The 22,202-nt window shown below is 45.0% G+C and carries 30 protein-coding genes; 3 read left to right on the top strand and 27 right to left on the bottom strand.

Annotated features, from left to right (window positions below; genetic code table 11):
- From KKA81_09415 to KKA81_09400, 4 genes are all read right to left on the bottom strand, one after another.
- The gene (locus KKA81_09415) at nucleotides 1-876 is read right to left on the bottom strand and encodes a DUF58 domain-containing protein (protein MBU2651140.1); all 876 of its coding nucleotides are present in this window, start codon (nucleotides 874-876) and stop codon (nucleotides 1-3) included.
- Between the two features lie 270 nt (nucleotides 877-1,146).
- Nucleotides 1,147-2,139 carry an AAA family ATPase gene (locus tag KKA81_09410; GenBank protein ID MBU2651139.1) on the bottom strand — a complete coding sequence of 331 codons (993 nt, stop codon included), beginning with the start codon at nucleotides 2,137-2,139 and terminating at the stop codon, nucleotides 1,147-1,149.
- A 121-nt stretch (nucleotides 2,140-2,260) separates the two neighbouring features.
- Complete coding sequence (locus KKA81_09405; GenBank protein MBU2651138.1) at nucleotides 2,261-2,611, bottom strand: MerR family transcriptional regulator; 351 nt, start codon at nucleotides 2,609-2,611, stop codon at nucleotides 2,261-2,263.
- Nucleotides 2,612-2,621: 10 nt separating this feature from the next.
- Nucleotides 2,622-3,587, bottom strand: coding sequence for a M23 family metallopeptidase (locus KKA81_09400; protein MBU2651137.1), 966 nt, complete (start codon nucleotides 3,585-3,587; stop codon nucleotides 2,622-2,624).
- 130 nt (nucleotides 3,588-3,717) lie between these two features.
- Between KKA81_09400 and alaS the strand changes: the two genes are divergently transcribed.
- From alaS to KKA81_09385, 3 genes are all read left to right on the top strand, one after another.
- Nucleotides 3,718-6,339, top strand: a complete 2,622-nt coding sequence (gene alaS, locus KKA81_09395) for an alanine--tRNA ligase (protein MBU2651136.1) — start codon at nucleotides 3,718-3,720, stop codon at nucleotides 6,337-6,339.
- 121 nt (nucleotides 6,340-6,460) lie between these two features.
- Complete coding sequence (locus KKA81_09390; GenBank protein ID MBU2651135.1) at nucleotides 6,461-9,415, top strand: PAS domain-containing protein; 2,955 nt, start codon at nucleotides 6,461-6,463, stop codon at nucleotides 9,413-9,415.
- Between the two features lie 4 nt (nucleotides 9,416-9,419).
- On the top strand, nucleotides 9,420-10,262 hold the full coding sequence (locus tag KKA81_09385; GenBank protein MBU2651134.1) for a response regulator: 843 nt from the start codon (nucleotides 9,420-9,422) through the stop codon (nucleotides 10,260-10,262).
- A gap of 6 nt (nucleotides 10,263-10,268) precedes the next feature.
- Here the strand turns inward: KKA81_09385 and eno are convergent, their stop codons facing one another.
- The 23 genes from eno to rplP form a co-directional block, all read right to left on the bottom strand.
- Nucleotides 10,269-11,558 carry a phosphopyruvate hydratase gene (eno, locus tag KKA81_09380; protein MBU2651133.1) on the bottom strand — a complete coding sequence of 430 codons (1,290 nt, stop codon included), beginning with the start codon at nucleotides 11,556-11,558 and terminating at the stop codon, nucleotides 10,269-10,271.
- A gap of 91 nt (nucleotides 11,559-11,649) precedes the next feature.
- Nucleotides 11,650-12,252 carry a 50S ribosomal protein L17 gene (rplQ, locus tag KKA81_09375; GenBank protein ID MBU2651132.1) on the bottom strand — a complete coding sequence of 201 codons (603 nt, stop codon included), beginning with the start codon at nucleotides 12,250-12,252 and terminating at the stop codon, nucleotides 11,650-11,652.
- Between the two features lie 5 nt (nucleotides 12,253-12,257).
- Nucleotides 12,258-13,250 (bottom strand): DNA-directed RNA polymerase subunit alpha, encoded by a 993-nt coding sequence (locus KKA81_09370; protein MBU2651131.1) that lies wholly within the window; start codon nucleotides 13,248-13,250, stop codon nucleotides 12,258-12,260.
- A 45-nt stretch (nucleotides 13,251-13,295) separates the two neighbouring features.
- Complete coding sequence (rpsD, locus tag KKA81_09365; GenBank protein ID MBU2651130.1) at nucleotides 13,296-13,901, bottom strand: 30S ribosomal protein S4; 606 nt, start codon at nucleotides 13,899-13,901, stop codon at nucleotides 13,296-13,298.
- A 37-nt stretch (nucleotides 13,902-13,938) separates the two neighbouring features.
- Complete coding sequence (rpsK, locus tag KKA81_09360; GenBank protein MBU2651129.1) at nucleotides 13,939-14,328, bottom strand: 30S ribosomal protein S11; 390 nt, start codon at nucleotides 14,326-14,328, stop codon at nucleotides 13,939-13,941.
- Nucleotides 14,329-14,363: 35 nt separating this feature from the next.
- A complete protein-coding gene (rpsM, locus tag KKA81_09355) occupies nucleotides 14,364-14,744 on the bottom strand; it encodes a 30S ribosomal protein S13 (protein MBU2651128.1) in 381 nt (126 codons plus the stop codon).
- A 24-nt stretch (nucleotides 14,745-14,768) separates the two neighbouring features.
- Complete coding sequence (gene ykgO, locus KKA81_09350; GenBank protein MBU2651127.1) at nucleotides 14,769-14,885, bottom strand: type B 50S ribosomal protein L36; 117 nt, start codon at nucleotides 14,883-14,885, stop codon at nucleotides 14,769-14,771.
- A gap of 14 nt (nucleotides 14,886-14,899) precedes the next feature.
- Complete coding sequence (gene infA, locus KKA81_09345) at nucleotides 14,900-15,118, bottom strand: translation initiation factor IF-1 (GenBank protein MBU2651126.1); 219 nt, start codon at nucleotides 15,116-15,118, stop codon at nucleotides 14,900-14,902.
- A 3-nt stretch (nucleotides 15,119-15,121) separates the two neighbouring features.
- Nucleotides 15,122-15,898 (bottom strand): type I methionyl aminopeptidase, encoded by a 777-nt coding sequence (gene map / locus KKA81_09340; GenBank protein ID MBU2651125.1) that lies wholly within the window; start codon nucleotides 15,896-15,898, stop codon nucleotides 15,122-15,124.
- Nucleotides 15,899-15,909: 11 nt separating this feature from the next.
- Nucleotides 15,910-17,274: a preprotein translocase subunit SecY gene (gene secY / locus KKA81_09335; protein MBU2651124.1), complete on the bottom strand. Its 1,365-nt coding sequence runs from the start codon at nucleotides 17,272-17,274 to the stop codon at nucleotides 15,910-15,912.
- Between the two features lie 6 nt (nucleotides 17,275-17,280).
- Nucleotides 17,281-17,727, bottom strand: a complete 447-nt coding sequence (gene rplO / locus KKA81_09330) for a 50S ribosomal protein L15 (GenBank protein ID MBU2651123.1) — start codon at nucleotides 17,725-17,727, stop codon at nucleotides 17,281-17,283.
- Between the two features lie 23 nt (nucleotides 17,728-17,750).
- Nucleotides 17,751-17,936 (bottom strand): 50S ribosomal protein L30, encoded by a 186-nt coding sequence (rpmD, locus tag KKA81_09325; GenBank protein ID MBU2651122.1) that lies wholly within the window; start codon nucleotides 17,934-17,936, stop codon nucleotides 17,751-17,753.
- Nucleotides 17,937-17,947: 11 nt separating this feature from the next.
- Complete coding sequence (gene rpsE, locus KKA81_09320; protein MBU2651121.1) at nucleotides 17,948-18,466, bottom strand: 30S ribosomal protein S5; 519 nt, start codon at nucleotides 18,464-18,466, stop codon at nucleotides 17,948-17,950.
- Between the two features lie 6 nt (nucleotides 18,467-18,472).
- A complete protein-coding gene (gene rplR / locus KKA81_09315) occupies nucleotides 18,473-18,838 on the bottom strand; it encodes a 50S ribosomal protein L18 (protein ID MBU2651120.1) in 366 nt (121 codons plus the stop codon).
- Between the two features lie 30 nt (nucleotides 18,839-18,868).
- On the bottom strand, nucleotides 18,869-19,423 hold the full coding sequence (gene rplF, locus KKA81_09310) for a 50S ribosomal protein L6 (protein MBU2651119.1): 555 nt from the start codon (nucleotides 19,421-19,423) through the stop codon (nucleotides 18,869-18,871).
- Nucleotides 19,424-19,441: 18 nt separating this feature from the next.
- Complete coding sequence (gene rpsH / locus KKA81_09305) at nucleotides 19,442-19,840, bottom strand: 30S ribosomal protein S8 (protein ID MBU2651118.1); 399 nt, start codon at nucleotides 19,838-19,840, stop codon at nucleotides 19,442-19,444.
- A 17-nt stretch (nucleotides 19,841-19,857) separates the two neighbouring features.
- On the bottom strand, nucleotides 19,858-20,127 hold the full coding sequence (rpsN, locus tag KKA81_09300; protein ID MBU2651117.1) for a 30S ribosomal protein S14: 270 nt from the start codon (nucleotides 20,125-20,127) through the stop codon (nucleotides 19,858-19,860).
- A gap of 3 nt (nucleotides 20,128-20,130) precedes the next feature.
- Nucleotides 20,131-20,679, bottom strand: a complete 549-nt coding sequence (rplE, locus tag KKA81_09295; protein ID MBU2651116.1) for a 50S ribosomal protein L5 — start codon at nucleotides 20,677-20,679, stop codon at nucleotides 20,131-20,133.
- Nucleotides 20,680-20,687: 8 nt separating this feature from the next.
- Complete coding sequence (gene rplX / locus KKA81_09290) at nucleotides 20,688-21,011, bottom strand: 50S ribosomal protein L24 (GenBank protein ID MBU2651115.1); 324 nt, start codon at nucleotides 21,009-21,011, stop codon at nucleotides 20,688-20,690.
- 20 nt (nucleotides 21,012-21,031) lie between these two features.
- Nucleotides 21,032-21,400 carry a 50S ribosomal protein L14 gene (rplN, locus tag KKA81_09285; protein MBU2651114.1) on the bottom strand — a complete coding sequence of 123 codons (369 nt, stop codon included), beginning with the start codon at nucleotides 21,398-21,400 and terminating at the stop codon, nucleotides 21,032-21,034.
- Nucleotides 21,401-21,402: 2 nt separating this feature from the next.
- Nucleotides 21,403-21,657 (bottom strand): 30S ribosomal protein S17, encoded by a 255-nt coding sequence (gene rpsQ, locus KKA81_09280; protein ID MBU2651113.1) that lies wholly within the window; start codon nucleotides 21,655-21,657, stop codon nucleotides 21,403-21,405.
- A gap of 11 nt (nucleotides 21,658-21,668) precedes the next feature.
- The gene (gene rpmC / locus KKA81_09275; GenBank protein MBU2651112.1) at nucleotides 21,669-21,869 is read right to left on the bottom strand and encodes a 50S ribosomal protein L29; all 201 of its coding nucleotides are present in this window, start codon (nucleotides 21,867-21,869) and stop codon (nucleotides 21,669-21,671) included.
- Nucleotides 21,870-21,883: 14 nt separating this feature from the next.
- Nucleotides 21,884-22,202: 50S ribosomal protein L16 (rplP, locus tag KKA81_09270; GenBank protein MBU2651111.1), on the bottom strand; the 319-nt coding region annotated here is incomplete at its 5' end.

Below are 22,202 nucleotides of genomic sequence, written 5' to 3'. Positions count from 1 at the left end.
CTAAAATCTCGCTTCTCTCCGTTTGAACAAATTCATAAGAGGTTTAACATAATCCTCCTCAGTGCTTATCATGGCCTGATCAACACCACTTCTCAGGAAAAGGTTATTCAGGTATTTTTCATGATCCTTCCACCAGGCGGAATATGCTTTACGATTGGAAGGACTGGAGGTGTCAACCCAGATCCTTCGGCTGTCTTCCTTGGAGTAAACCTGCACCAGGCCTATGTTTGGCATGGCCATTTCCCTGCGGTCATAGATCCTGAGGGCAACCAGATCGTGTTTATTGCCGGCAATTTTGATGGCGTCGTCGAATCCTTTGTCGATAAAATCGGAGATCACGAACGCCGTGCATTTCTTTTTCAAGGCATTGGTAAGAAAGCGTAATGCTTCGGAAATGTTTGTTTTCTGGCTAACCGGCTTGAAATCGATAAGTTCGCGAATGATTCTCAGAATATGAGTGGTTCCTTTTTTAGGGGGGATAAATTTTTCTATGCGGTCGCTGAAGAAGATCACACCTACCTTGTCGTTGTTATGGATAGCCGAAAATGCAATTACAGCGGCGATTTCGGTCATTTGCTCCTCTTTAAGCTGCTTTTGTGTTCCAAACTCGTTGGATCCACTTACGTCTATCAGCAGCATCACCGTCAGTTCCCTTTCTTCATCAAAGATTTTCACATATGGGTGATTAAATCTGGCCGTGACGTTCCAGTCGATATTCCGGATGTCATCGCCGTACTGATACTCCCGGACCTCACTGAAAGCCATCCCTCTGCCTTTGAAGGCACTATGGTATTGTCCCGAGAAGATCTGATTCGATAACCCCCGGGTCTTGATCTCAATTTTTCTGACTTTCTTGATTATATCGGTAGTTTCCATCGCTTCGATTAAAATTGCCTGTTTTATAATATCAGGGTTCTGGGTTACTGGGTTCTGGGTTGCTGGGGGCTGGGTTGCTGGGGGCTGGGTTGCATGATTTAGGCTTCTTGTTTCAGGTCTTAACTCTCATTACTTCTAACTCAAATCAATATATCTTTTTTCCTTTTCCCAGTCCCCAACTCCCAGTCCCCAGCTCCCAGTCCCCAACTCCCAGTCCCCAGCCCCCAGCTCCCAGCTCCCAGCTCCCACACCCCAGTAACCAATTCCCCCTTATGGCACCTCCACCGTATTAAGTATCTCACTAATAATTTCTTCTGTGGTTATGTTTTCTGCTTCTGCTTCATAAGTGAGGCCAATGCGGTGTCTCATCACGTCATGTGCGATGGCTCTGACATCCTCGGGAATCACATAGCCGCGGCGACGGATGAAAGCGAAGGCTTTGGCTGCCAGCGCCAGGTTGATACTAGCTCGGGGTGATGCGCCGTACTGGATGAGTGGCTCAAAGTTTTTAAGTTTGTATTCGGCCGGGTAACGTGAGGAAAACACGATATCGGTGATATAGTTTTCTATTTTTTCATCCAGGTAAACCTGCCGTACGATGTCACGAGCCTTGATGATGTCTTCCGGTTTAAGGATTTTGCTTGTTTCGGGGAAATTGCCGGTGATGTTCTGGCGCAGGATACGCTTTTCTTCTTCTTTATTCGGGTAACCGATCACGACTTTAAGCATAAAACGGTCGACCTGTGCTTCGGGCAGGGGATAGGTACCTTCCTGTTCAATGGGGTTTTGAGTAGCCAGAACCAGGAAGGGTTCTTCAAGCGGGTAGGTTTGGTCTCCGATGGTGACCTGTCTTTCCTGCATGGCTTCCAGAAGGGCACTCTGTACCTTAGCCGGGGAGCGGTTTATTTCATCTGCCAGGATGAAGTTTGCGAAGATTGGTCCCCGGCGCACAATAAATTCTTCTTTTTTCTGGCTGTAGATCAGCGTTCCGATAAGGTCGGCCGGTAACAGGTCGGGTGTGAACTGGATCCGGCTGAAACGTGCATCAATGGTGTTTGCCAGCGACTTGATCGCAAGGGTCTTTGCCAGTCCGGGTACCCCTTCCAGCAATATATGCCCGTTTGAAAGCATCCCGATCATCAGCCTTTCCACCATTTGTTTCTGCCCAACGATGACCTTGTGCATCTCCATGTTGATTATGTCAACAAATGCACTCTCCTTTTCGATGCGTTCGTTCAGTTGTTTAATATCAGTTTCCATCATTTTATTTCGGATGTTTAAATTCTGATGGCAAATATAACTCAGGAAATCCTTAATTATCATGCCTTTTCTGTTAAAATATGTTAAAGGCCCTGTTAAGGAATGTTAATGGCTTTTCAGGAAATTATTTTAGTTCTTCCCTGATGTTCAGAAGATCCTGTTTGATTTTCTTCAAGGATTTGAGTATTTCAAAATCAGCCTGGATTTTTTGCGGATGGTTTTTCATGTATTTACGTGCACCCTCAAGAGTATATCCCCTTTCTTTCACCAGGTGGTAAATGAGATGGAAATTTTCCATATCCTGTTGCGTGAACAGTCGGTTTCCTTTTTTATTCTTTTTGGGTTTGAGGATATCGAATTCTTTCTCCCAGAAGCGAATAAGGGAAGTATTCAATCCGAAAACAGCCGCTACTTCACCAATTGTGTAATAAAGTTTATCAGGTTGTATTTCGTTGCTGGAATGGGATTCAGGCATAAGCAGTCAATTATGACAGAACCTGGGTATCACGGGAAGCCATTTCAATGATTTTCTCGAATTCTTCCGGGGTAAAATCGTTGTAGAAGTAATTCACCGGATCGATCTTTTTGTTATCGTATATGACTTCATAATGAACATGTGGGGCTTTTGAAAGTCCTGTATTGCCTACATATCCTATTATTTCTCCTCTTTTTACCTTTTGACCTTGTTTTGCAGTTATGGTTTTCATATGACCGTAAAGGGTTTCATAGCCATAGCCATGGTCGATCATGCAGGTTTTACCGTAACCGCCGTTTCTGCCGACAAATTTGACTGTTCCGTCGCCGGTAGCATATATAGGTGTTCCTGAAGGAGCGGTAATATCGATACCCCAATGCATTCTCCGGTATTTCAGGATGGGATGGAAGCGCATTCCATAGCCTGAAACAATGTGCCCTTTGTTTTTTTCGACAGGTACAATGGCAGGGATGCAAGCCATCATATCTGCTTTATTGCGTGCGAAGTTGTAAACCTCATCGAACGATTTCGACTGGACAGCCATTTGTGCCTTGAGTCGGTCAAGCTTTTTCGCTGTTTCTATGATGATCTCGGAGTTTGGGTATCCATCAAGTCTGGCGTACATATCAACACCTCCAACACCTCCGAAACGCATTTCCTGGGGAATGGGTTCAGCCTCAAAGATCACACGGTAGATGTTGTCGTCTCTATCCTGAAGTTCCTGAGCCCAGCGTTGCATCTGGTCAAGCTTGTCGTTCATTACTTCAAACTGGAACCTGTATTGTTCAATTTCGCGCTTAAGCATTTTTTCTTTAGGCGAATCAAAAAATGTAAAAGCCAGGGCGATTATAACAACAGAAAATGCAGTACCTGTTAACAGGTACCCCAGGAGTTTAAGTATTACAGATTTGGTGGTTCGGCTAACTTTTTCGTACGTTAAAGATTTGGGGTTAAATCGATAGTGTACCTTTGCCATACAATCCCACGGGTGTTTAATTCAACAATTTATTAACGAACGAAGTAAGCAAAGATACATTATTAGACTAAATTTGCAAGGTTTTTTAAAATCTTTTTCACTGTTTTATTGAAAATTTGTAATAATTATGATGAAATCCGCAGAGATCAGGCAGGCATTCCTTGATTTTTTCAGGAATAAAGGGCATGAAATTGTTCCATCTGCGCCTATGGTGGTTAAGAATGATCCTACATTGATGTTTACCAATGCAGGGATGAATCAGTTCAAGGATATTTTTCTTGGGAACTCTCCGGTTAAGCATCCCAGAATAGCCGACACGCAGAAATGCCTTCGTGTGTCGGGCAAGCACAATGACCTGGAGGAGGTAGGTCACGACACCTATCATCATACGATGTTCGAAATGTTGGGGAACTGGTCGTTTGGCGATTATTTCAAAGAAGAGGCCATTGCCTGGGCATGGGAGTTGCTGACCGGTGTATTGGGTATTGACCGTGACCGTTTGTATGTTACTGTTTTCGGAGGTGATGAGGAGGATGGGCTTCCTGCTGACAATGAGGCACACCGGTGCTGGAGCAGGATTGTTCCTGAAAACCGTATTTTATACGGATCGCGCAAGGATAATTTTTGGGAAATGGGCGATACGGGTCCATGCGGACCTTGTTCCGAGATCCATGCTGACATGAGAACGGGAGAGGAGAGGCAAATGTTAGATGGGGCCGAACTGGTAAATAAAGACCACCCTGAAGTTATTGAAATATGGAATCTGGTTTTCATTGAGTTCAACCGCAAGGCTGATGGCAAGCTGGTTCAGCTTCCTGCAAAGCATATCGACACAGGAATGGGATTTGAAAGGTTATGCCGTGTTTTGCAGGGTAAGCAAAGCAATTACGATACGGATATTTTCCAGCCAATCATTTGTAAGACAGAAGAGTTAACCGGTAAAAAATACGGTCAATCGGATGATATTGACGTTGCCATGCGGGTAGTTGCCGATCACCTGAGGGCAGTATCTTTTGCCATTGCAGATGGCCAGTTACCCTCGAATGCCGGGGCAGGCTATGTGATCCGGCGTATCCTCAGAAGGGCAGTTCGCTATGGTTACACATTCCTGGATCAGCAGGAGCCTTTCATTGCAGCTCTGGTACCTGTGCTGGTCAGCGAGATGGGTCATGTATTTCCTGAGCTAAGCCGTCAGCAGGATTTGATAGTGCGCGTTATCACAGAGGAGGAGCAATCTTTTCAGAGAACCCTTTCTCAGGGTATACGCCGTTTTGATTCCTATGTCAATGATCATAAGGGAAGTAACGTTATTGAAGGAAGCTTTGCTTTTGAATTGTTTGATACCTATGGGTTTCCTGTTGACCTTACACAACTGATGGCCCGGGAGCTTGGATGGACTGTCGACATGGAAGGTTTCAATAAGGGATTAAAAGCGCAACAGGAAAGGTCGAGGCAAGCTGCCTCACGGGAAGCCGGTGACTGGATAGTAGTTGATGAGAGTGGTGGCTCCACCGAGTTTGTTGGTTATGATCAGACGGAGGCCGAGGTAAAGATTTTACGTTACCGGGCTGTGGAAAGCAAGAAGAAAACGATATGGGAGATTGTGCTTGATCGCACCCCATTTTATGCGGAGTCTGGCGGACAGGTCGGCGATACCGGGACCTTGGGCAGGGAAGGAGAAAGCATACGCATCATTGATACTGTGAAAGAAAACGATCTGATCGTTCACCAGGCGGAAAAGGAACCCAGGGACGCTCACGCAGTTTATAAAGCCACTGTAAATACTGAGCTTCGCAGGGACACGGAAAACAATCACTCAGCCACCCACCTGCTGCATCATGCGTTACGGAAGGTTCTCGGAACGCATGTAGAACAGAAAGGCTCCCTGGTGGATGCCGAGCATCTTCGTTTCGACTTTTCGCATTACCAGAAAATGTCAGATGAGGAGATTGAAAAGGTTGAGATGATGGTAAACCGCGCCATCCGACTAAATAGCGTACTGAATGAACATAGGTCGGTACCCATGAAGGAAGCAAAGTCGATGGGTGCACTTGCCTTTTTCGGGGAAAAATACGGGGAGCAGGTGAGGGTGATCCGCTTTGGTGATTCGGTGGAGCTTTGCGGAGGTACTCATGTTGCGGCTACCGGACAAATAGTTTTTTTCAAGATTATTTCCGAAGGTGCCATTGCTGCCGGAGTCAGGAGAATTGAAGCTATCACGGGCAGAAAAGCGGAAGAATACATCCTGGAGCAGGAAAGGATTATGAAGGAACTACGGGGGATATTCAAAAGCAACCGCGATATTGTGAAAGGCATACAGAATTTAATGCAGGAAAACGATATCCTGCAAAAGGAGATTCTGAAGATGAAAAAAGAAAAGGCCGCCGGACTTACCGGAGAGCTGGAGAATGAATTGGAAGTGCACGGTCGTTTCCGGCTTTTGGTTCGTGAACTGGATGCCGGAGCTGAAGTGGTCAAAGACCTTGTGTTCGGGCTAACGAAGAAGTTCAGCGACGTGATTGCGGTTATAGCCTATAAAGAAAATAACAAAGCCTTTATAACCGTCGGGATTTCCGGTGATATTGCAGGGAAAGACAGACTTGATGCAGGAATGATCATACGGCAGATTGCTCCCGACATTCAGGGAGGTGGAGGAGGGCAACCTCATTATGCTACTGCAGGAGGGAAGAATCCTGAAGGGCTTTCCAAAGCCTTGCAACACGCACGTTCCATTATCCTGGAAAACAGGTAGGACTTAATGCCCCACCTCACATTTCCTTACATTTTTTTTCGGAAAGCTTGCAACTATGCAGGATATTTGTTTATCTTTAGCAAAGATTTCAAAAAGCCTTGTCTGATAAATTCTTATACGAATGATTCAGGATAATTTGCGATACAGCTTTCAGGCCTTTCTTGAAAATATTCCGGTATTGTATGTATCCGTGGGTAACAAAGGGGAGGTGATAGGGGCAAACAAGCTATTTTATCAGAATCTGGGATTTGAAGAAGGTTCCCTGAATGGTGTTTCGTTGGAAGATATCATGGAAACCGAAACTGCCGGTGATTTTCGTAACATTTTAAATGATTGTAAAAGTGAAGGACTTCTGCATGTATGGAAGTTTCTTGATCACCGGAAGCAAAGCAGGCCGTTTTATCGCAGCATTATTCGCAGTGCGGAAGGCAGTGGTTGTTATATGCATTGCATGCTGAAAGAAGCTGGAGTCAGGGAAGGAAAGTCATCGACTTTACGAAAGGAAGTTTTTCTGAGAATGATACCGGAAATAATTTTCCGGCTTGACAAAAAGGGGAGGTATCTTGATTATCATACGCTTAATGAAGATTTTCTTGCGGTTCCTCCCGAGAAATTCATTGGAAAAACGATTTATGAGATCGGGCTGGATAAATCCCTTTCCCGTAATGCCGGTAAATTAATCAAAAAGGCGTTGGAGGAAAAGCATGTTCAGGAATTTACCTACACCTTACGCAAGGATGGGCAGGATGAGCATTCTTTCGAAGCCATGGTTATTCCTCTTGATACGGAAGAGGTTCTTTTTATTGTAAATGATATTACTGAAAGAGTGAGAGCTGAAAATGTTATCAAATATTCGGAGCAGCAGTTTGGTGAGCTGTACGACAATATACCCGTAGGTATATACAAAACTACGCCGGGCGGTAAGGTCATGATGGCCAACAATACGTTTTATGAAATACTGGGTTTGGATAATTCCAGTGAAATCAAAGCGCTTGACCTGAATGTTATTTTAGCTTCATTGGGTTATGACCGGTCGCGATTCATTAAGGAAGTGGAGCAGAAGGGAAGTTTGCAGGGATATGAAGATAAAATTACTGCTTTGGACGGAAAGCAGCGTTATTTGCGTGAAAATGCCCGTGCAGTAAGGGATTCTGACGGGCAGACGATCTATTATGAAGGTACGGTTGTAGATATTACCGCTTTACGGAAAACGCAGCGCGAATTGCGTCAGGCAGAAATTGAGAAATCCGCCATTCTCAACAGTATGCAGGAATGGTTTGTTTTTTGCGACACGAACCTTACCATACAATGGGTAAGTTCTACAGCAGCCAATAGTATTGGGATAAACGCAACAGAGCTTACAGGTAACCATTATGATGAGATATGGCAAGGGACTGAGTGGAAATGTGAGCCGTGCCCGGTACGTGCCGTGCTGGATACCGGTGTTCCTCAAAAAGGAGAGGTTCGTACCCGTGACGGCAGGATATGGATACTCAGCGGTTATCCTGTTCTTGACGATGACGGTAATATTATTGGGGTTACTGAATTTGGACAGGAAGTCACCGTGCAGCGTAAATACGAAGAGGAGCTGAAAAAAGCCAAGGAAATGGCAGAAAAGGCAAACCGGTTCAAGAGTGAGTTCCTTTCGAATATCTCCCATGAGATACGTACACCATTGAATGTTATTATTGGCTTCACAGATCTCCTGGATGGCAGTCTTACAGACCCAACTTTCAAGGATTATCTTGATTCAATCAAGGCTTCCAGTAATAGCATTGTGAGGTTGGTTGATGACATCCTGGATATTTCCCGCATCGAAGCCGGTAAATTCAACCTGCAGTATAAATCCGTGAACATATACAAGATGGTTAAAGATCTTAAGCAGATGTTCATGGAAAAAGTCGTCAGGAAGCAACTTGAATTTCTTATCAGGGTAGAAAAGTCTATTCCTAAGATGCTGATCCTGGATGAAGTAAGGGTAAAACAAATCATCACGAATCTATTGAGCAATGCTATCAAGTATACCGACCATGGGCAGGTGAGGCTTGATATATATATTACAGGAAAGAATATGGTTCTCGGCAGTGAAGAGATAGATCTTTGCATTAAGGTTGAGGATACCGGTATAGGTATCCCGGAGGAGGAGTACAATAATATTTTCGAGCCTTTTATGCAGGTTCAAAAAAACAGGTCCAAGCGCAAAGGTTACGGACTTGGGCTTGCAATAACCAAACGCCTGATTGAGTTGATGGATGGAAGTATCCAGGTGGAGAGCTCGGTGGGGCATGGTTCTGTATTTACTGTTTCCTTACCTCAGGTCATGGTTCAGAATTATACACTCAGTTACAGCTCCAGCAGTGACATTCCAAAGGATGTATATCAGGGAAAAACGATATTGGTTGTCGATGATTCGGATTTCAACCGCCGCCTGGTTAAAGAGAATCTTGAGAATTTGGGAGTTAAGATACTGGAAGCGGAAGACGGTCAGCAAGCCATCCTGATGGCAAAGCAACACAGGCCGGATCTTATTTTAATGGACATTCTCATGCCGCGCATGGATGGTTTTGAGGCAACCCGGATTATGCGCGGAAATCCGGAGTTATTCGAGATTCCGATTGTAGCACTTACCGCCCTGGCAATGAAAGAGGATGTTGAAAAGATCGAGGGTTTTGGTTTTAATGATTACCTTTTGAAACCGTTTCACATCACCGATCTTCTCGACAAAATAGGTCCATTGATTGTCAAGGGTACAGAGGAGATGGATAATAACGATGATGATATCGAACATACCATTACTGTATCTGTAGACCAGAAAAAATTGAAGCAGGCACTGGGGCACCTTCAGAATGAGCTTACCGGGGAATACAATGAACTGTTACTTTTAAGGGAATTTGCCTCAATAAAAAGGTTTGCTGAGAAACTTCTGAGTGTGGGTGCTTCTTCCGGCATCGCCGAGATAACGGAATATGGTGAAGACCTTTTCAATTACTCAAAGGACTATGATGTGGAGAATATAAATATTATCCTGGAAGCATTTCCAAGACTTATTGATAAACTGATTTCACTGAAGGTTTAAGCATATGAGTACGCTGATTGATAAGGGAAGAAACATTCTGATTGTAGATGACGAGCCGGCCAACATTCAACTTTTGGGAAAGATCCTGGAAAAGTCAAAGTATTCGGTAACCTATGTCCTTGATGGGCATTCGGCCCTGGAAGTTATCAATAACAAGGAGTTTGATTTAATTTTACTTGATGTGATGCTTCCTGATATTGATGGTTTCGAGGTTTGCCGGTTGTTGAGAGATAATCCCAGGGCGGCTGATATTCCTGTGATTTTTATAACTGCCCGAACCGAGATTGAAAATGTGATCAAAGGTTTCAGGATGGGAGGAGTTGATTATGTTACCAAGCCATTTAATGAGATAGAGCTGACGGCCAGGATCCGCACTCATATGTCGTTAAGGGTTCAGTATGAAGTGATCAAAAGAGAGGTTGAAATGCTGGAAAAGCTTAAGCAGGAGAAGACGACCAGCCGGGATCTATCCTTAAAGCTCATTGAAGAGGCGGTAAGGTTGCTGAGGCAAATTGACCACAAAACGGCGGGGAGGTTTTCCGGGGAGATCAGCAGCATTATCAAGGTAATGGCCGAAATAGGGAAAATCAATGTAGAGGACGGACAGTCTCCGGGAGCCGTATCTGATGATGAAAGTTACAGGAAGAAGTTATACAGGGAGTATCCCGGACTAACCCCAAATGAAATAAGGCTTTGCAGTCATTTAAAAGCAGGACTTACCACCCGGGAGATATCCAGGTTGACCAAACAAAGTACACGAGCTCTGGAGACTGCGCGCTCCCGCCTCAGGAAGAAGTTAAAGCTGGGTAAGGATGAAAACCTTGTTCATTTCCTTACCCAGATATAGTTGTTTCTAGCGGATAAACTTAAATCCTTTTCCAAGATATTGAGCGGCATTGCCAAGGCTTTCCTCTATTCTGAGGAGTTGATTGTACTTGGCGATCCTGTCGGAGCGGCTGGACGATCCGGTTTTGATCAATCCTGTGTTCAAAGCAACTGCAAGATCTGCGATGGTAGTATCTTCCGTTTCCCCTGAGCGGTGGCTGATAACGGAAGTGTATGCATTGCGTGTTGCCAGGTTCACTGCGTTGATGGTTTCGGTGAGGGTTCCAATCTGGTTGACCTTGATCAGGATAGAGTTGGCAATCTGTTCGTTGATGCCGCGTTGCAGACGCTCCACATTGGTAACAAAGAGATCGTCGCCAACAAGTTGTATTTTTTGCCCCAGGGCTTGTGTCATAATCTTCCAGCCTTCCCAATCATCTTCTGCCATACCGTCTTCGATGGAAAGAATGGGGTATTTTTTCACCCAGTCTGCCCAGAAATCAACCATTTCTTTTGGTGTTAGCTTATCTCCTGTTGACCATTTGAGGTGGTAAACATTTTCTTCAGGAATAAAATACTCGGATGAAGCGGGATCAAGAGCTATATAAATATCTTCTCCCGGCTTATAACCGGCTTTTTCAATAGCTTCAAGCACGACTTTAATGGCATCTTCGTTAGAGGCGAGATTAGGAGCAAAACCACCTTCATCTCCAACATTGGTGGAATGGCCTTTATCTTTCAGGACCTTTTTAAGATTGTGGAATACTTCGGCACCCATGCGGATTGCTTCACTGAAATTGGGTGCGCCAACGGGCATGATCATAAATTCCTGGAAGTCGATACTATTATCGGCGTGAGATCCGCCATTGAGGATGTTCATCATGGGAATGGGAAGCATGGTTGCATTCACACCACCGAGATATCGGAAGAGGAATTGTCCGGTTTCCTGGGCTCCTGCATGTGCCACGGCCAGGGAGACACCAAGGATGGCGTTGGCGCCGAGGTTTCCTTTGTTGGGTGAACCATCGAGTTCAATCATACGTTTGTCGATCTCTACCTGGTCGGTAACATAGTAACCCTGCAATTCCTCGTTAAGAGTCTTATTTACATTTTCCACGGCCTTGAGTACACCTTTACCAAGGTAAGTGCCTTTATCGTTATCGCGAAGTTCAACGGCTTCATGAACACCGGTGGAAGCGCCTGAAGGAACGGCTGCACGGCCGACAATGCCGCTGTCGGTGTATACATCGGTCTCTATGGTAGGATTTCCTCTCGAATCGAGGATTTGCCTTGCATGTATTCTGATGATTGATCCCATAATACTATAGATTTAAATTTTTAAGGTTGAAACAATGAAAGGGATAAAGTTATTAAAAACCCTATCCCTTTCAGTTAAGTATTTGTGAAATTTAACTTTCTTTGGTTGTATCGTTCGGTTCAGCAGATGGTTCTTCCTGGTTTTCTGCAACCGTTGTGCTGTCGGTTTCGGCTTCGGGTGCATCCGTCTTTTCGGCTACCGGTTCTTCGCTGGGTGCAGTTTCAACGGGTTTTTCTGCAGGAGTTGTTTTGGCAGCAGCCTCGGTTTTTGTGCCGGCGCCGCGGCGGCTTCTTCTGCTCTTTTTCGCTTTTGTGTCCTTGGTTCCCAGGAGGTTTTCGTTATAATCTACCAGCTCGATCAGACACATCTCAGCGTTATCACCCTGGCGGGGTCCGGTTTTCAGGATACGGGTATAACCGCCCGGTCTCTCGCTGATTTTCGGGGAAATTTCCCGGAAGAGCTCGTTTACGGCTTCTTTATCCTGAAGGTAACTAAAGACCACCCTCCTCGAATGCGTAGTGTCATCCTTGGATTTGGTGAGCAGGGGCTCTACATAAACCCTGAGGGCCTTTGCTTTGGCCAGGGTTGTCGTGATCCTTTTATGTTTGATCAGCGATGCCGCCATATTGGACAGCATGGCTTTACGGTGCGAATGGGTTCTGCCTAGATGATTGATTTTATTACCGTGTCTCATTTCCGTTATTCCTTATCAAGTTTATACTTTGATATATTCATTCCAAATTCGAGTCCTTTGGTTTTTACCAGTTCTTCAAGTTCGGTAAGTGATTTCTTTCCAAAATTCCTGAATTTGAGAAGGTCGTTTTTGTTGTATTGTACCAGGTCGCCCAGGCTTTCCACGTCGGCTGCCTTGAGACAGTTCAGAGCGCGGACGGAGAGGTCGAGGTCGACAAGCTTGGTTTTCAGGAGCTGGCGAATATGTAATGAACTTTCGTCAAATTCTTCCGTAACTGTTTTCTCCTCCGAGTCGAGTGTGATTTTTTCGTCGGAGAACATCAGGAAATGCTGTATCAGGATTTTTGCAGCTTCCTTCAAAGCATCTTTGGGATGAATAGACCCATCGGTGCTGATCTCAAGGATGAGCTTTTCGAAGTCGGTTTTCTGCTCCACACGCCAATTTTCGATAGAATACTTAACATTCACGATTGGAGTGTGGATAGAATCGATCGAGATGGTGTCGATGGATGCATTAAGAGATTTGTTTTCCTCTGCCGGTACATAACCTCTGCCTTTGTTGATGGTCAGTTCCAAAGCCATCCTTACAGAAGGATCCATATGGCAGATCACTTCATCGGGATTGATAACCTGGAAGACAGAGAGGAATTTGTTGATATCCCCTGCTTTAAAGGCATCCTGGTCACCGATCACAACATGCACTTTCTCACTGGTTTCGGTCTCGATCTGCCTTTTAAAGCGGATCTTTTTCAGGTTAAGGATGATTTCGGATACATCTTCAACAACCCCCTTGATGGTGGAGAATTCCTGGACAACCCCTTCGATTTTCATGGAAGTGATGGCATAGCCTTCGAGGGATGAAAGGAGTATTCTCCGGAGGGCATTTCCAATGGTAACCCCAAAGCCAGGTTCAAGCGGACGGAATTCAAAGATGCCTTTGAAATCGTCGGCTTCGTTCATAATCACTTTTTCAGGTTTCTGAAACGCTAATGTTGCCATAAAGAGCTCTTTATTTTGATGACCAAATCCTTGTTAAACAACTTATTACTTGGAGTACAACTCAACGATAAGTTGTTCTTTAATATTTTCCGGGATATCTTCCCTGGAAGGGTATTGCAGGAATTTACCTGCGAGGTTTTCCTCATCCCATTCGAGCCAGGGCAGCCTGTTGCCTTTTCCTGCGAGTGAATTGGAAACAACTTCAAGGGATTTGGATTTTTCCCTTACGCCAACCACTTCACCCGGTTTCACGAAATAGGAGGGTATGTTAACCACATTGCCGTTTACCAGTATATGCCGGTGTGAAACGAGCTGTCTGGCAGCCTGCCTCGACGGAGCGATACCAAGGCGGAAAACGATGTTGTCTAGCCTTGATTCGCAGAGTTGGAGCAGGATTTCACCGGTTACCCCTTTTCTTCTGGCAGCTTCATGGAAAGTATTTCTGAATTGTCTTTCCAGGATGCCGTAAGTATACTTGGCCTTTTGTTTTTCCATCAACTGGATGCCGTATTCCGACTCCTTTCTTCTTCTTTTATTCGGGCCATGCATACCCGGGGGATAATTTTTCTTTTCGAGGGATTTATCTGCGCCGAAAATGGGTTCACGGAATTTGCGGGCTATCTTCGATTTCGGTCCTCTGTATCTTGCCATAATGTTTACTTATATTGAATAATTATAACCTATACGATTAAACACGCCTTCTTTTTGGCGGGCGGCAGCCATTGTGGGGAAGCGGGGTAATATCAACAATTTCCATAACTTCGATTCCGGCACTGTGAATGGTGCGGATGGCAGATTCTCTGCCGGCTCCGGGGCCTTTCACGTATACTTTGACCTTGCGAAGGCCCTGGTCGTGTGCTACTTTGGATGCGTCTTCCGCTGCCATCTGTGCTGCATAGGGTGTGTTCTTCTTCGATCCTTTGAATCCCATCTTCCCTGACGACGACCAGGAAATCACCTGACCGGAACTGTTTGTGAGTGAAATAATGATGTTGTTGAAAGAAGCACTGATAAATGCTTTTCCAACCGGTTCAACCTTAACGACTCTTTTTTTCGTCGATCTTGTGGATTTTGCCATAATATATTTATATTACTACTCGGATAATCAATTTATTAACCTTTAGGCGCCTTTTTCTTATTGGCAACTGTTTTTTTCCTTCCTTTACGGGTTCTTGCATTGTTTTTGGTACTCTGACCACGCAAAGGCAAACCGGAACGATGACGGATTCCGCGATAGCAACCGATATCCATCAGACGTTTGATGTTCATCTGTACTTCCGACCTGAGGGCTCCTTCCACCTTAAACTTATCATTGATCACAAGGCGGATGCTTGCCTGTTCCTCGTCGGTCCAGTCCTGAACCTTTTTATTCCAATCTACACCGGCTTCCGTAAGGATTTTCTGGGCATTGCTGCGCCCGATGCCGAAAATGTACGTGAGGCCAATTTCGCCTCTTTTATTCTTTGGTAAATCTATACCTGCAATTCTAGCCATAGATGTTATAATTTATCTGTGATATTATCCCTGTCTTTGTTTGTACTTCGGATTTTTCTTGTTTATAACGAACAGCTTGCCTTTCCTGCGAACGATCTTGCAATCCGGAGTTCTTTTTTTAACTGATGCTCTGACTTTCATCGTTATTTGTTTTTCTATTTATACCTGTATGTAATTCTTCCCTTAGTCAAATCGTAGGGTGACATTTCAAGTTTTACTTTATCACCTGGCAAAATCTTGATATAGTGCATCCTCATTTTTCCTGAAATATGGGCCGTAATGATATGGCCATTTTCCAGTTCAACGCGGAACATCGCGTTGCCCAATGATTCGATTACCGTCCCGTCTTGTTCTATCGACTTTTGTTTTGCCATGTATTATTGTTTGTTGATGACCTCTTCAATATAACTGAATGTACTCAGTATCTCCGCTTTACCTTTTCTGATGACCACGTCGTGTTCGAAGTGAGCCGAAGGCATCCTGTCTGCAGTTCTTATCGTCCAACCGTCGGGTTCCTGAACTACGTAGCGGGTTCCTAAATTTATCATGGGTTCGATGGCAAGAACCATCCCTTCCCGGAGTTTTACTCCGCTTCCCTGACGGCCGTAGTTAGGCACTTCCGGTTTTTCGTGAAGGTTGCTTCCCAGTCCGTGCCCTACCAGATCTCTTACTACGGAGTATCCGAAGGATTCCACGAAAGATTGTATGGCATGGCCGATATCCCCGATCCGTTTTCCGTCAACTGCCATTTCGATACCCCTGTAAAGGGATGCCAAGGTTCTGTCGAGCAACAAACGGATATCTTCAGATACATTCCCGATAGCAAAGCTGTAAGCCGAATCTCCGTAAAACCCGTTTTTCAGCACACCGCAATCAATAGAGACCAGGTCGCCGTCTATCAATTCTCTTTCCGAAGGGAACCCGTGAACGATCTGTTCATTGATGCTGATGCACAGAGTAAACGGAAATCCGTTATATCCCTTGAATCCCGGTACCGCTCCATTATCCCGGATAAACTCCTCGGCTCTCCGGTCGAGGTCTATGGTGCGTACACCGGGTTTCAGCATCTTAGCCACTTCACCCAATGTTTTTCCAACAAGCAAAGAACTTTCTCTTAATAGTTCTATTTCGTCTTCAGTCTTACAATAACTCATCGAACACAATCTTACATGCCCAGCGACGACCTTCCCTTGATCCTTCCGGATTTGGTAAGACCATCGTAATGTCTCATCAGGAGGTGGCTTTCAATTTGTTGTAAGGTGTCAAGCACCACCCCAACAAGGATCAGCAGGGACGTTCCCCCGTAAAACTGGGCAAATTGCTGGCTGACTCCCACCTGACCAACCAATGCCGGCATGATGGCCACAAATCCCAGGAACATAGAACCGGGAAGAGTGATCTTTGACATTACGTTGTCGATAAAGTCAGCAGTTCTTTTACCGGGTTTGACCCCCGGGATAAACCCTCCGTTTTTCTTCATGTCTTCCGCCATTTGATTTGGATTGACAGTGATGGCCGTATAGAAATACGTAAACATCACGATCATCAGGAAGAAAACGAAGTTATACCAGAATCCGTTAATATTCGTAAAAGCAGCGGCGAATCCCGAAAGGGCTTCCGACTGTGCAAATCCTGCGATGGTTATCGGAAGGAACATAATTGCCTGTGCGAAGATGATAGGCATAACACCGGCTGCATTAACCTTGAGCGGGATATATTGCCTTACGCCTCCATATTGTTTGTTTCCCACGATGCGTTTGGCGTATTGAACCGGTATCCTCCGGGTACCCTGAACAAGGAGTATGGTAAGCAGGATGACGAATATCAGGATAGCAATCTCAATTACGAAATAAACCAGTCCTCCACCCTGTTCTTCCATTCTGGAAATAAACTCACTAAACAGAGCAAAGGGCAGACGAGCGATGATACCGATCATAATGATCAGGGAGATACCGTTTCCAATACCTTTATCGGTGATTCTTTCGCCAAGCCACATGATGAACATGGTTCCGGAGATCAGGATAATGGTTGACGACAGCCAGAAGAATGCGGAAGGCGGCGAACCGTCGAAAGGCATAATGGCTGTCATGGTACCGTCGGGATTCCTCAATTGGCCAACGAGGTTGGTAATATAGGCAGGCGCCTGGAATCCGGTGATTAGTATGGTCAGATACCGAGTGATCTGGTTGATTTTTTTTCTGCCGCTTTCACCTTCTTTCTGCAATTTCTGGAAGTAGGGGATGGCCATACCCAGAAGCTGGACAACGATGGAGGCGGAGATATAGGGCATAATCCCCAGGGCAAAGATAGATGCGTTGGAGAAGGCTCCTCCTGAGAACATGTTTAACAAGCCGAGAAGACCGTCGCTGGTTTGCTGCCTTAAATTAGCGAGCATCCCGGGGTCAACACCGGGAAGCACCACATAGGATCCAAGGCGGTAAATCAGGATGATTCCCAAAGTATAGAGTATCCTTTTCCTGAGGTCTTCAATCTTGTAAATGTTTCGTATTGTCTGGATTAATCTTTTCATTAAACCTTAAATTTTTGATGCAATACCTCCTTTAGCTTCGATTTCGCTTTTTGCCTTTTCGGTAAAGGCATGGGCTTTCACTTCCAGTTTCCCTTTCAGTTCTCCTCTACCCAGGATTTTGATAAGGTCGTTTTTGGAAGCAAGTCCGTTACTAACCAGTGTTCCGGGGTCGATGACCGAAAGGTTAAGTTTCTCTGCGAGGCTTTGCAGTGTATCGATGTTAATTCCGCGGTATTCGATCCGGTTGAAATTTTTAAAACCGAATTTGGGTACCCGGCGATAGAGGGGCATCTGACCGCCTTCAAAGCCGCGTTTCTTCGAATAACCGGAACGGGATCCGGCGCCTTTATGGCCGCGTGTGGATGTACCGCCGCGGCCGGATCCTTGTCCGCGACCTATCCTTTTATTTTTTCCGGTTGAATTCGGAGCTGGTTTAAGATTACTTAAATCCATGATATTAAAATATTATCAGTTTCTTATTTAATTTCTTCAATTTCCAAAAGGTGTCTTACCTTCTCAATCATTCCTTCGATCTGGGGAGTAAGTGTTACTTCAATAGTTTGATTGAGTTTTCTGAAGCCAAGGGCTTCCAGGGTTTTTTTCTGCCTGGCGGGCCTTTTAATGGCACTTCTTACTTGTTTGATCCTGAGTTTCTTCATGATTCTGAGCATTGTTAACCGTTAAAGACCTTATCCATGCTGATGCCTCTGAGCTGGGAGACCGTATAAGGGTCTTTCATGCGTGTGAGGGCGTCGATGGTTGCTTTCACTACGCTATGCGGGTTGGAAGAACCTTTCGATTTGGCAAGCACATCCTTGATGCCAACGCTTTCCATAACGGCGCGCATGGCACCACCAGCGATAACTCCGGTACCCGGTGCAGCAGGTTGAATATATACTCTGGCTCCACTGTATTTGCCTGTCGATTCGTGTGGGATGGTACCTTTAAGTACCGGTACCTTCACGAGATTCTTCTTGGCATCGTCGATACCTTTGGCAATGGCAGAGGTTACTTCTTTGGCTTTACCAAGACCATGACCAACAATACCATTCTCATTGCCCACCACTACTATGGCGGAAAAACTGAAAGTACGCCCGCCTTTGGTGACCTTGGTAACACGTTTGATGCTGACCAGGCGGTCTTTAAATTCAATTTCGCTTGATTTTACTCTTTTTACGTTTGCGCTTGACATATTCAATTAGAATTTTAATCCGCCTTGTCTTGCGGCTTCTGCTAATGATTTAACCCTTCCGTGATACAGGTATCCGTTCCTGTCGAAGACCACTGATTCGATCCCTGCTTCCCTGGCTTTTTCCGCGATCAGTTGTCCGACCAGTTTTGCCTGTTCAATTTTGTTGCCTTCTTTTTCCACAATCCCCTTTTCTTTAGACGATGCGGAAACTAAGGTTTTTCCGTCAAGATCATCGATGAGTTGAACGTAAATCTGCTTATTACTGCGGAATACGCTCATCCTTGGCCTTTCTGTTGTGCCATGAATCGATTTGCGGATCCTCATTTTGATCCTGATCCTTCTGAATTCTTTTCTGTCCTTTATCTTCTTCATCCCTGTAGGATTTAATTTCGTTTAACGATATTACTGAGCAGCAGCCTTACCTGCTTTTTTCCTGACTTCTTCACCCTGGAATCGGATTCCTTTGCCTTTATAAGGTTCGGGTTTCCTGAGGGAACGTATCTTGGCGGCTACCTGTCCCAGCAGTTGCTTGTCATACGATGTCAATGTAATGGTTGGGTTTTTCCCTCTTTCGGTGAGTGTTTCCACCTTAACTTCCGGAGGAAGCTGGAAGAAAACGTTGTGTGAAAAACCAAGCGACATTTCCAGGAGTTGACCTGTTGCCTGTGCTTTATATCCCACACCTACTATCTCCTGAACGATTTTAAAGCCTTCTGATACACCCTTGATCATATTGGCCAACAATGCACGGTAAAGGCCATGCATAGCCTTGTGGTCTTTTTCTTCGGAAGGCCTTTCCAGGGTAAGAATTCCGTTATCAACGACTAATTTGATGTCGGGATGTACTGCCTGTTGCAGTTCTCCGAGTTTTCCCTTGACGGTAACAATGTTTTCTTTTGAGATTTTGATCTCAACGTCCTGGGGGATGGTGATCGGTAGTTTTCCTATACGTGACATTTTCCTGATCCCTTCTTTTTAACTAACGTAACATAAAATTTCACCGCCTACATTGTTCTTCCTGGCTTCCTTATCGGTTATCACACCCTGGGAAGAGGAGATAATGGCAATACCGAGACCGTTCAAGACTCTGGGCAATTTATCGGCATTGACATATTTTCTGAGGCCGGGTTTGCTGATCCGTTCAAGTCTGCTGATAGCAGGTTGTTTGGTTACGGGATGGTATTTCAGGGCGATTTTTATGGTTCCCTGAACCCCGTCATCCTCGAACTTATAGTTCAGGATATACCCTTTCTCGAACAATATTTTCGTGATATCTTTTTTAATATTTGATGCAGGAATTTCCACTACTCTGTGGCCGGCCATCATGGCATTCCTGATTCTGGTCAAATAATCTGAAATTGGGTCTGTGATCATTTCCTTATGCTTAAAATTTACCAGCTAGCTTTTTTAACACCGGGAATGAGGCCCTGAAGCGCCATTTCCCTGAAGTTGATACGTGAGATACCGAATTTTCTCATATAACCTTTCGGTCTGCCCGTTAATTTGCAACGGTTATGTAAACGAATGGGAGAAGCATTTTTCGGCAGTTTTTGCAGCCCGATATAGTCACCCTGAGCTTTGAGTTCAGCTCTTTTGGCGGCGTACCTGGCAACCAGTTTAGCCCTTTTCACTTCCCTTGCCTTCATTGATTCCTTAGCCATGTTCTATCTTTTTTGATTTTTAAACGGTAATCCAAATTCTCTGAGGAGGGCAAAAGCTTCCTTGTCGTTTTTAGCGGATGTTGTAAAAGTGATATTCATCCCATTGATCTTTCCGATCTTGTCGATATCGATTTCGGGGAAAATGATCTGTTCCGATACTCCGAAGGAATAATTGCCATGGCCGTCGAATCCTTTATCATTAATACCCCTGAAATCCCTGATCCTGGGTATTGCTACTGACACCAGGCGGTCGAGGAATTCGTACATCCTGTCACCCCGGAGAGTAACCCGCACACCTATCGGCATGCCTTTTCTAACCTTGAAGTTGGATATGTCTTTCCTTGATTTTGTAGGTACGGCTAGTTGACCTGCAATGATCGACATTTCCTCTGCACCGGTATCGATGAGTTTCTTGTCGGCAGTAGCCTGACCCAAACCCTGGTTGAGGGAGATTTTCTGCAGTCTCGGGACCTGCATAACGTTCTTGAAGTTGAATTCTTTCATCAACGCGGGAACGATCTCCTCCTTATACTTCGTTTTAAGTCTTGGAATGTATGCCATTACTTTATAACCTCCCCTGATTTAATAGAGATGCGTACGTTTTTTTCTGATTTTTCATCCTTGCTGCGCCGGATGCGTGTGGCATTGCCTTTGCTGTCGACGAGCAGCAGGTTTGAGAGATGGATGGGCGCTTCTTTGCGGATGATACCACCTTTGGGGTTATCCTTGTTCGGACGGGTATGCTTGGCAACCATATTGATGCCTTCCACGATGGCTCTTTCTTTTTCAGGATCCAGAACCAGCACTCTACCCTGCTGGCCTTTGGAATCGCCTGCAATGACCATCACATTGTCGCCTTTTTTGATATGTAATTTCCTTGCCATGTTACTTGTTTATTCAATCATTAAAGCACTTCAGGTGCCAATGAAACGATCTTCATATATTTTTTATCCCTTAATTCTCTGGCAACCGGCCCGAAGATACGAGTTCCGATCATTTCTCCGGTATTATTCAGCAGAACGCAGGCATTGTCGTCGAAACGGATGTAGGAACCGTCGTTGCGACGGATTTCCTTTTTGGTTCTTACGATAACGGCCTTGATAACTGTGCCTTTCTTAATGTTGCCGGAGGGTAAGGCATTCTTTACGGTGACAACGATCTTGTCGCCGATGGTGGCATAACGCTTGGCAGTACCGCCCAGTACCCGGATGCACAATACTTCTTTGGCACCGCTGTTATCAGCCACCGATAATCTTGATTCCTGCTGTATCATAATTACTTCGCTCTTTCAATGATTTCAACTAATCTCCAACATTTGTTCTTGCTCAGCGGACGGGTTTCCATGATTTTTACCGTATCTCCGATATTACAATCGTTTTTTTCGTCATGAGCAACGAACCTGGAAGTTTTTTTCACGATCTTACCGTAGATCGGGTGCTTCACCTGGCGCATGATCTCAACAACAATGGATTTTTCCATTTTATTGCTGGTTACAACACCAACGCGTTCTTTTCTGAGATTCCTTTCCATGTATTCTTAATCTAATTATTGGCTTCTTTTTCTCTTTTTCTGAGTTCGGTCATCATCCGGGCAATGGTCCTTCTGTATTCCTTTATTTTATTAGGATTTTCGAGAGGAGAAACGGCATGGTTCAGCTTCAGCCTGACCAGTTGTTTTCTTTCCTCATCCAGTCTTTCTTTGAGTTCTTCCGTACCGAGCTCTCTGATAACTTCCATTTTCATATAGGGTAAAATTTTTATTCAACGTAATCGCGTCTGACAATTAATTTTGTTTTGATCGGGAGCTTTTGTGCGGCAAGACGTAAGGCTTCCTTTGCAATTTCCATGGGAACGCCTTCGGCTTCGAACATTATTCTGCCGGGGGTTACCCTTGCCACAAAATACTCGGGTGCGCCCTTACCTTTACCCATACGGACTTCCGCAGGTTTTTTGGTAACCGGTTTATCAGGAAAAATGCGAATCCAGATCTGACCTTCACGTTTCATATGACGTGTAACGGCCTGACGGGCAGCTTCTATCTGGCGGCCTGTGATCCAGGCAGATTCCAGCGCTTTG

The organism is Bacteroidota bacterium (assembly GCA_018831055.1).
Classification (GTDB): Bacteria; Bacteroidota; Bacteroidia; order Bacteroidales; family B18-G4; genus M55B132.
The sequence above is the reverse complement of the archived record's forward strand: the minus strand, read 5'-3'. Positions and strand labels throughout refer to the sequence as shown.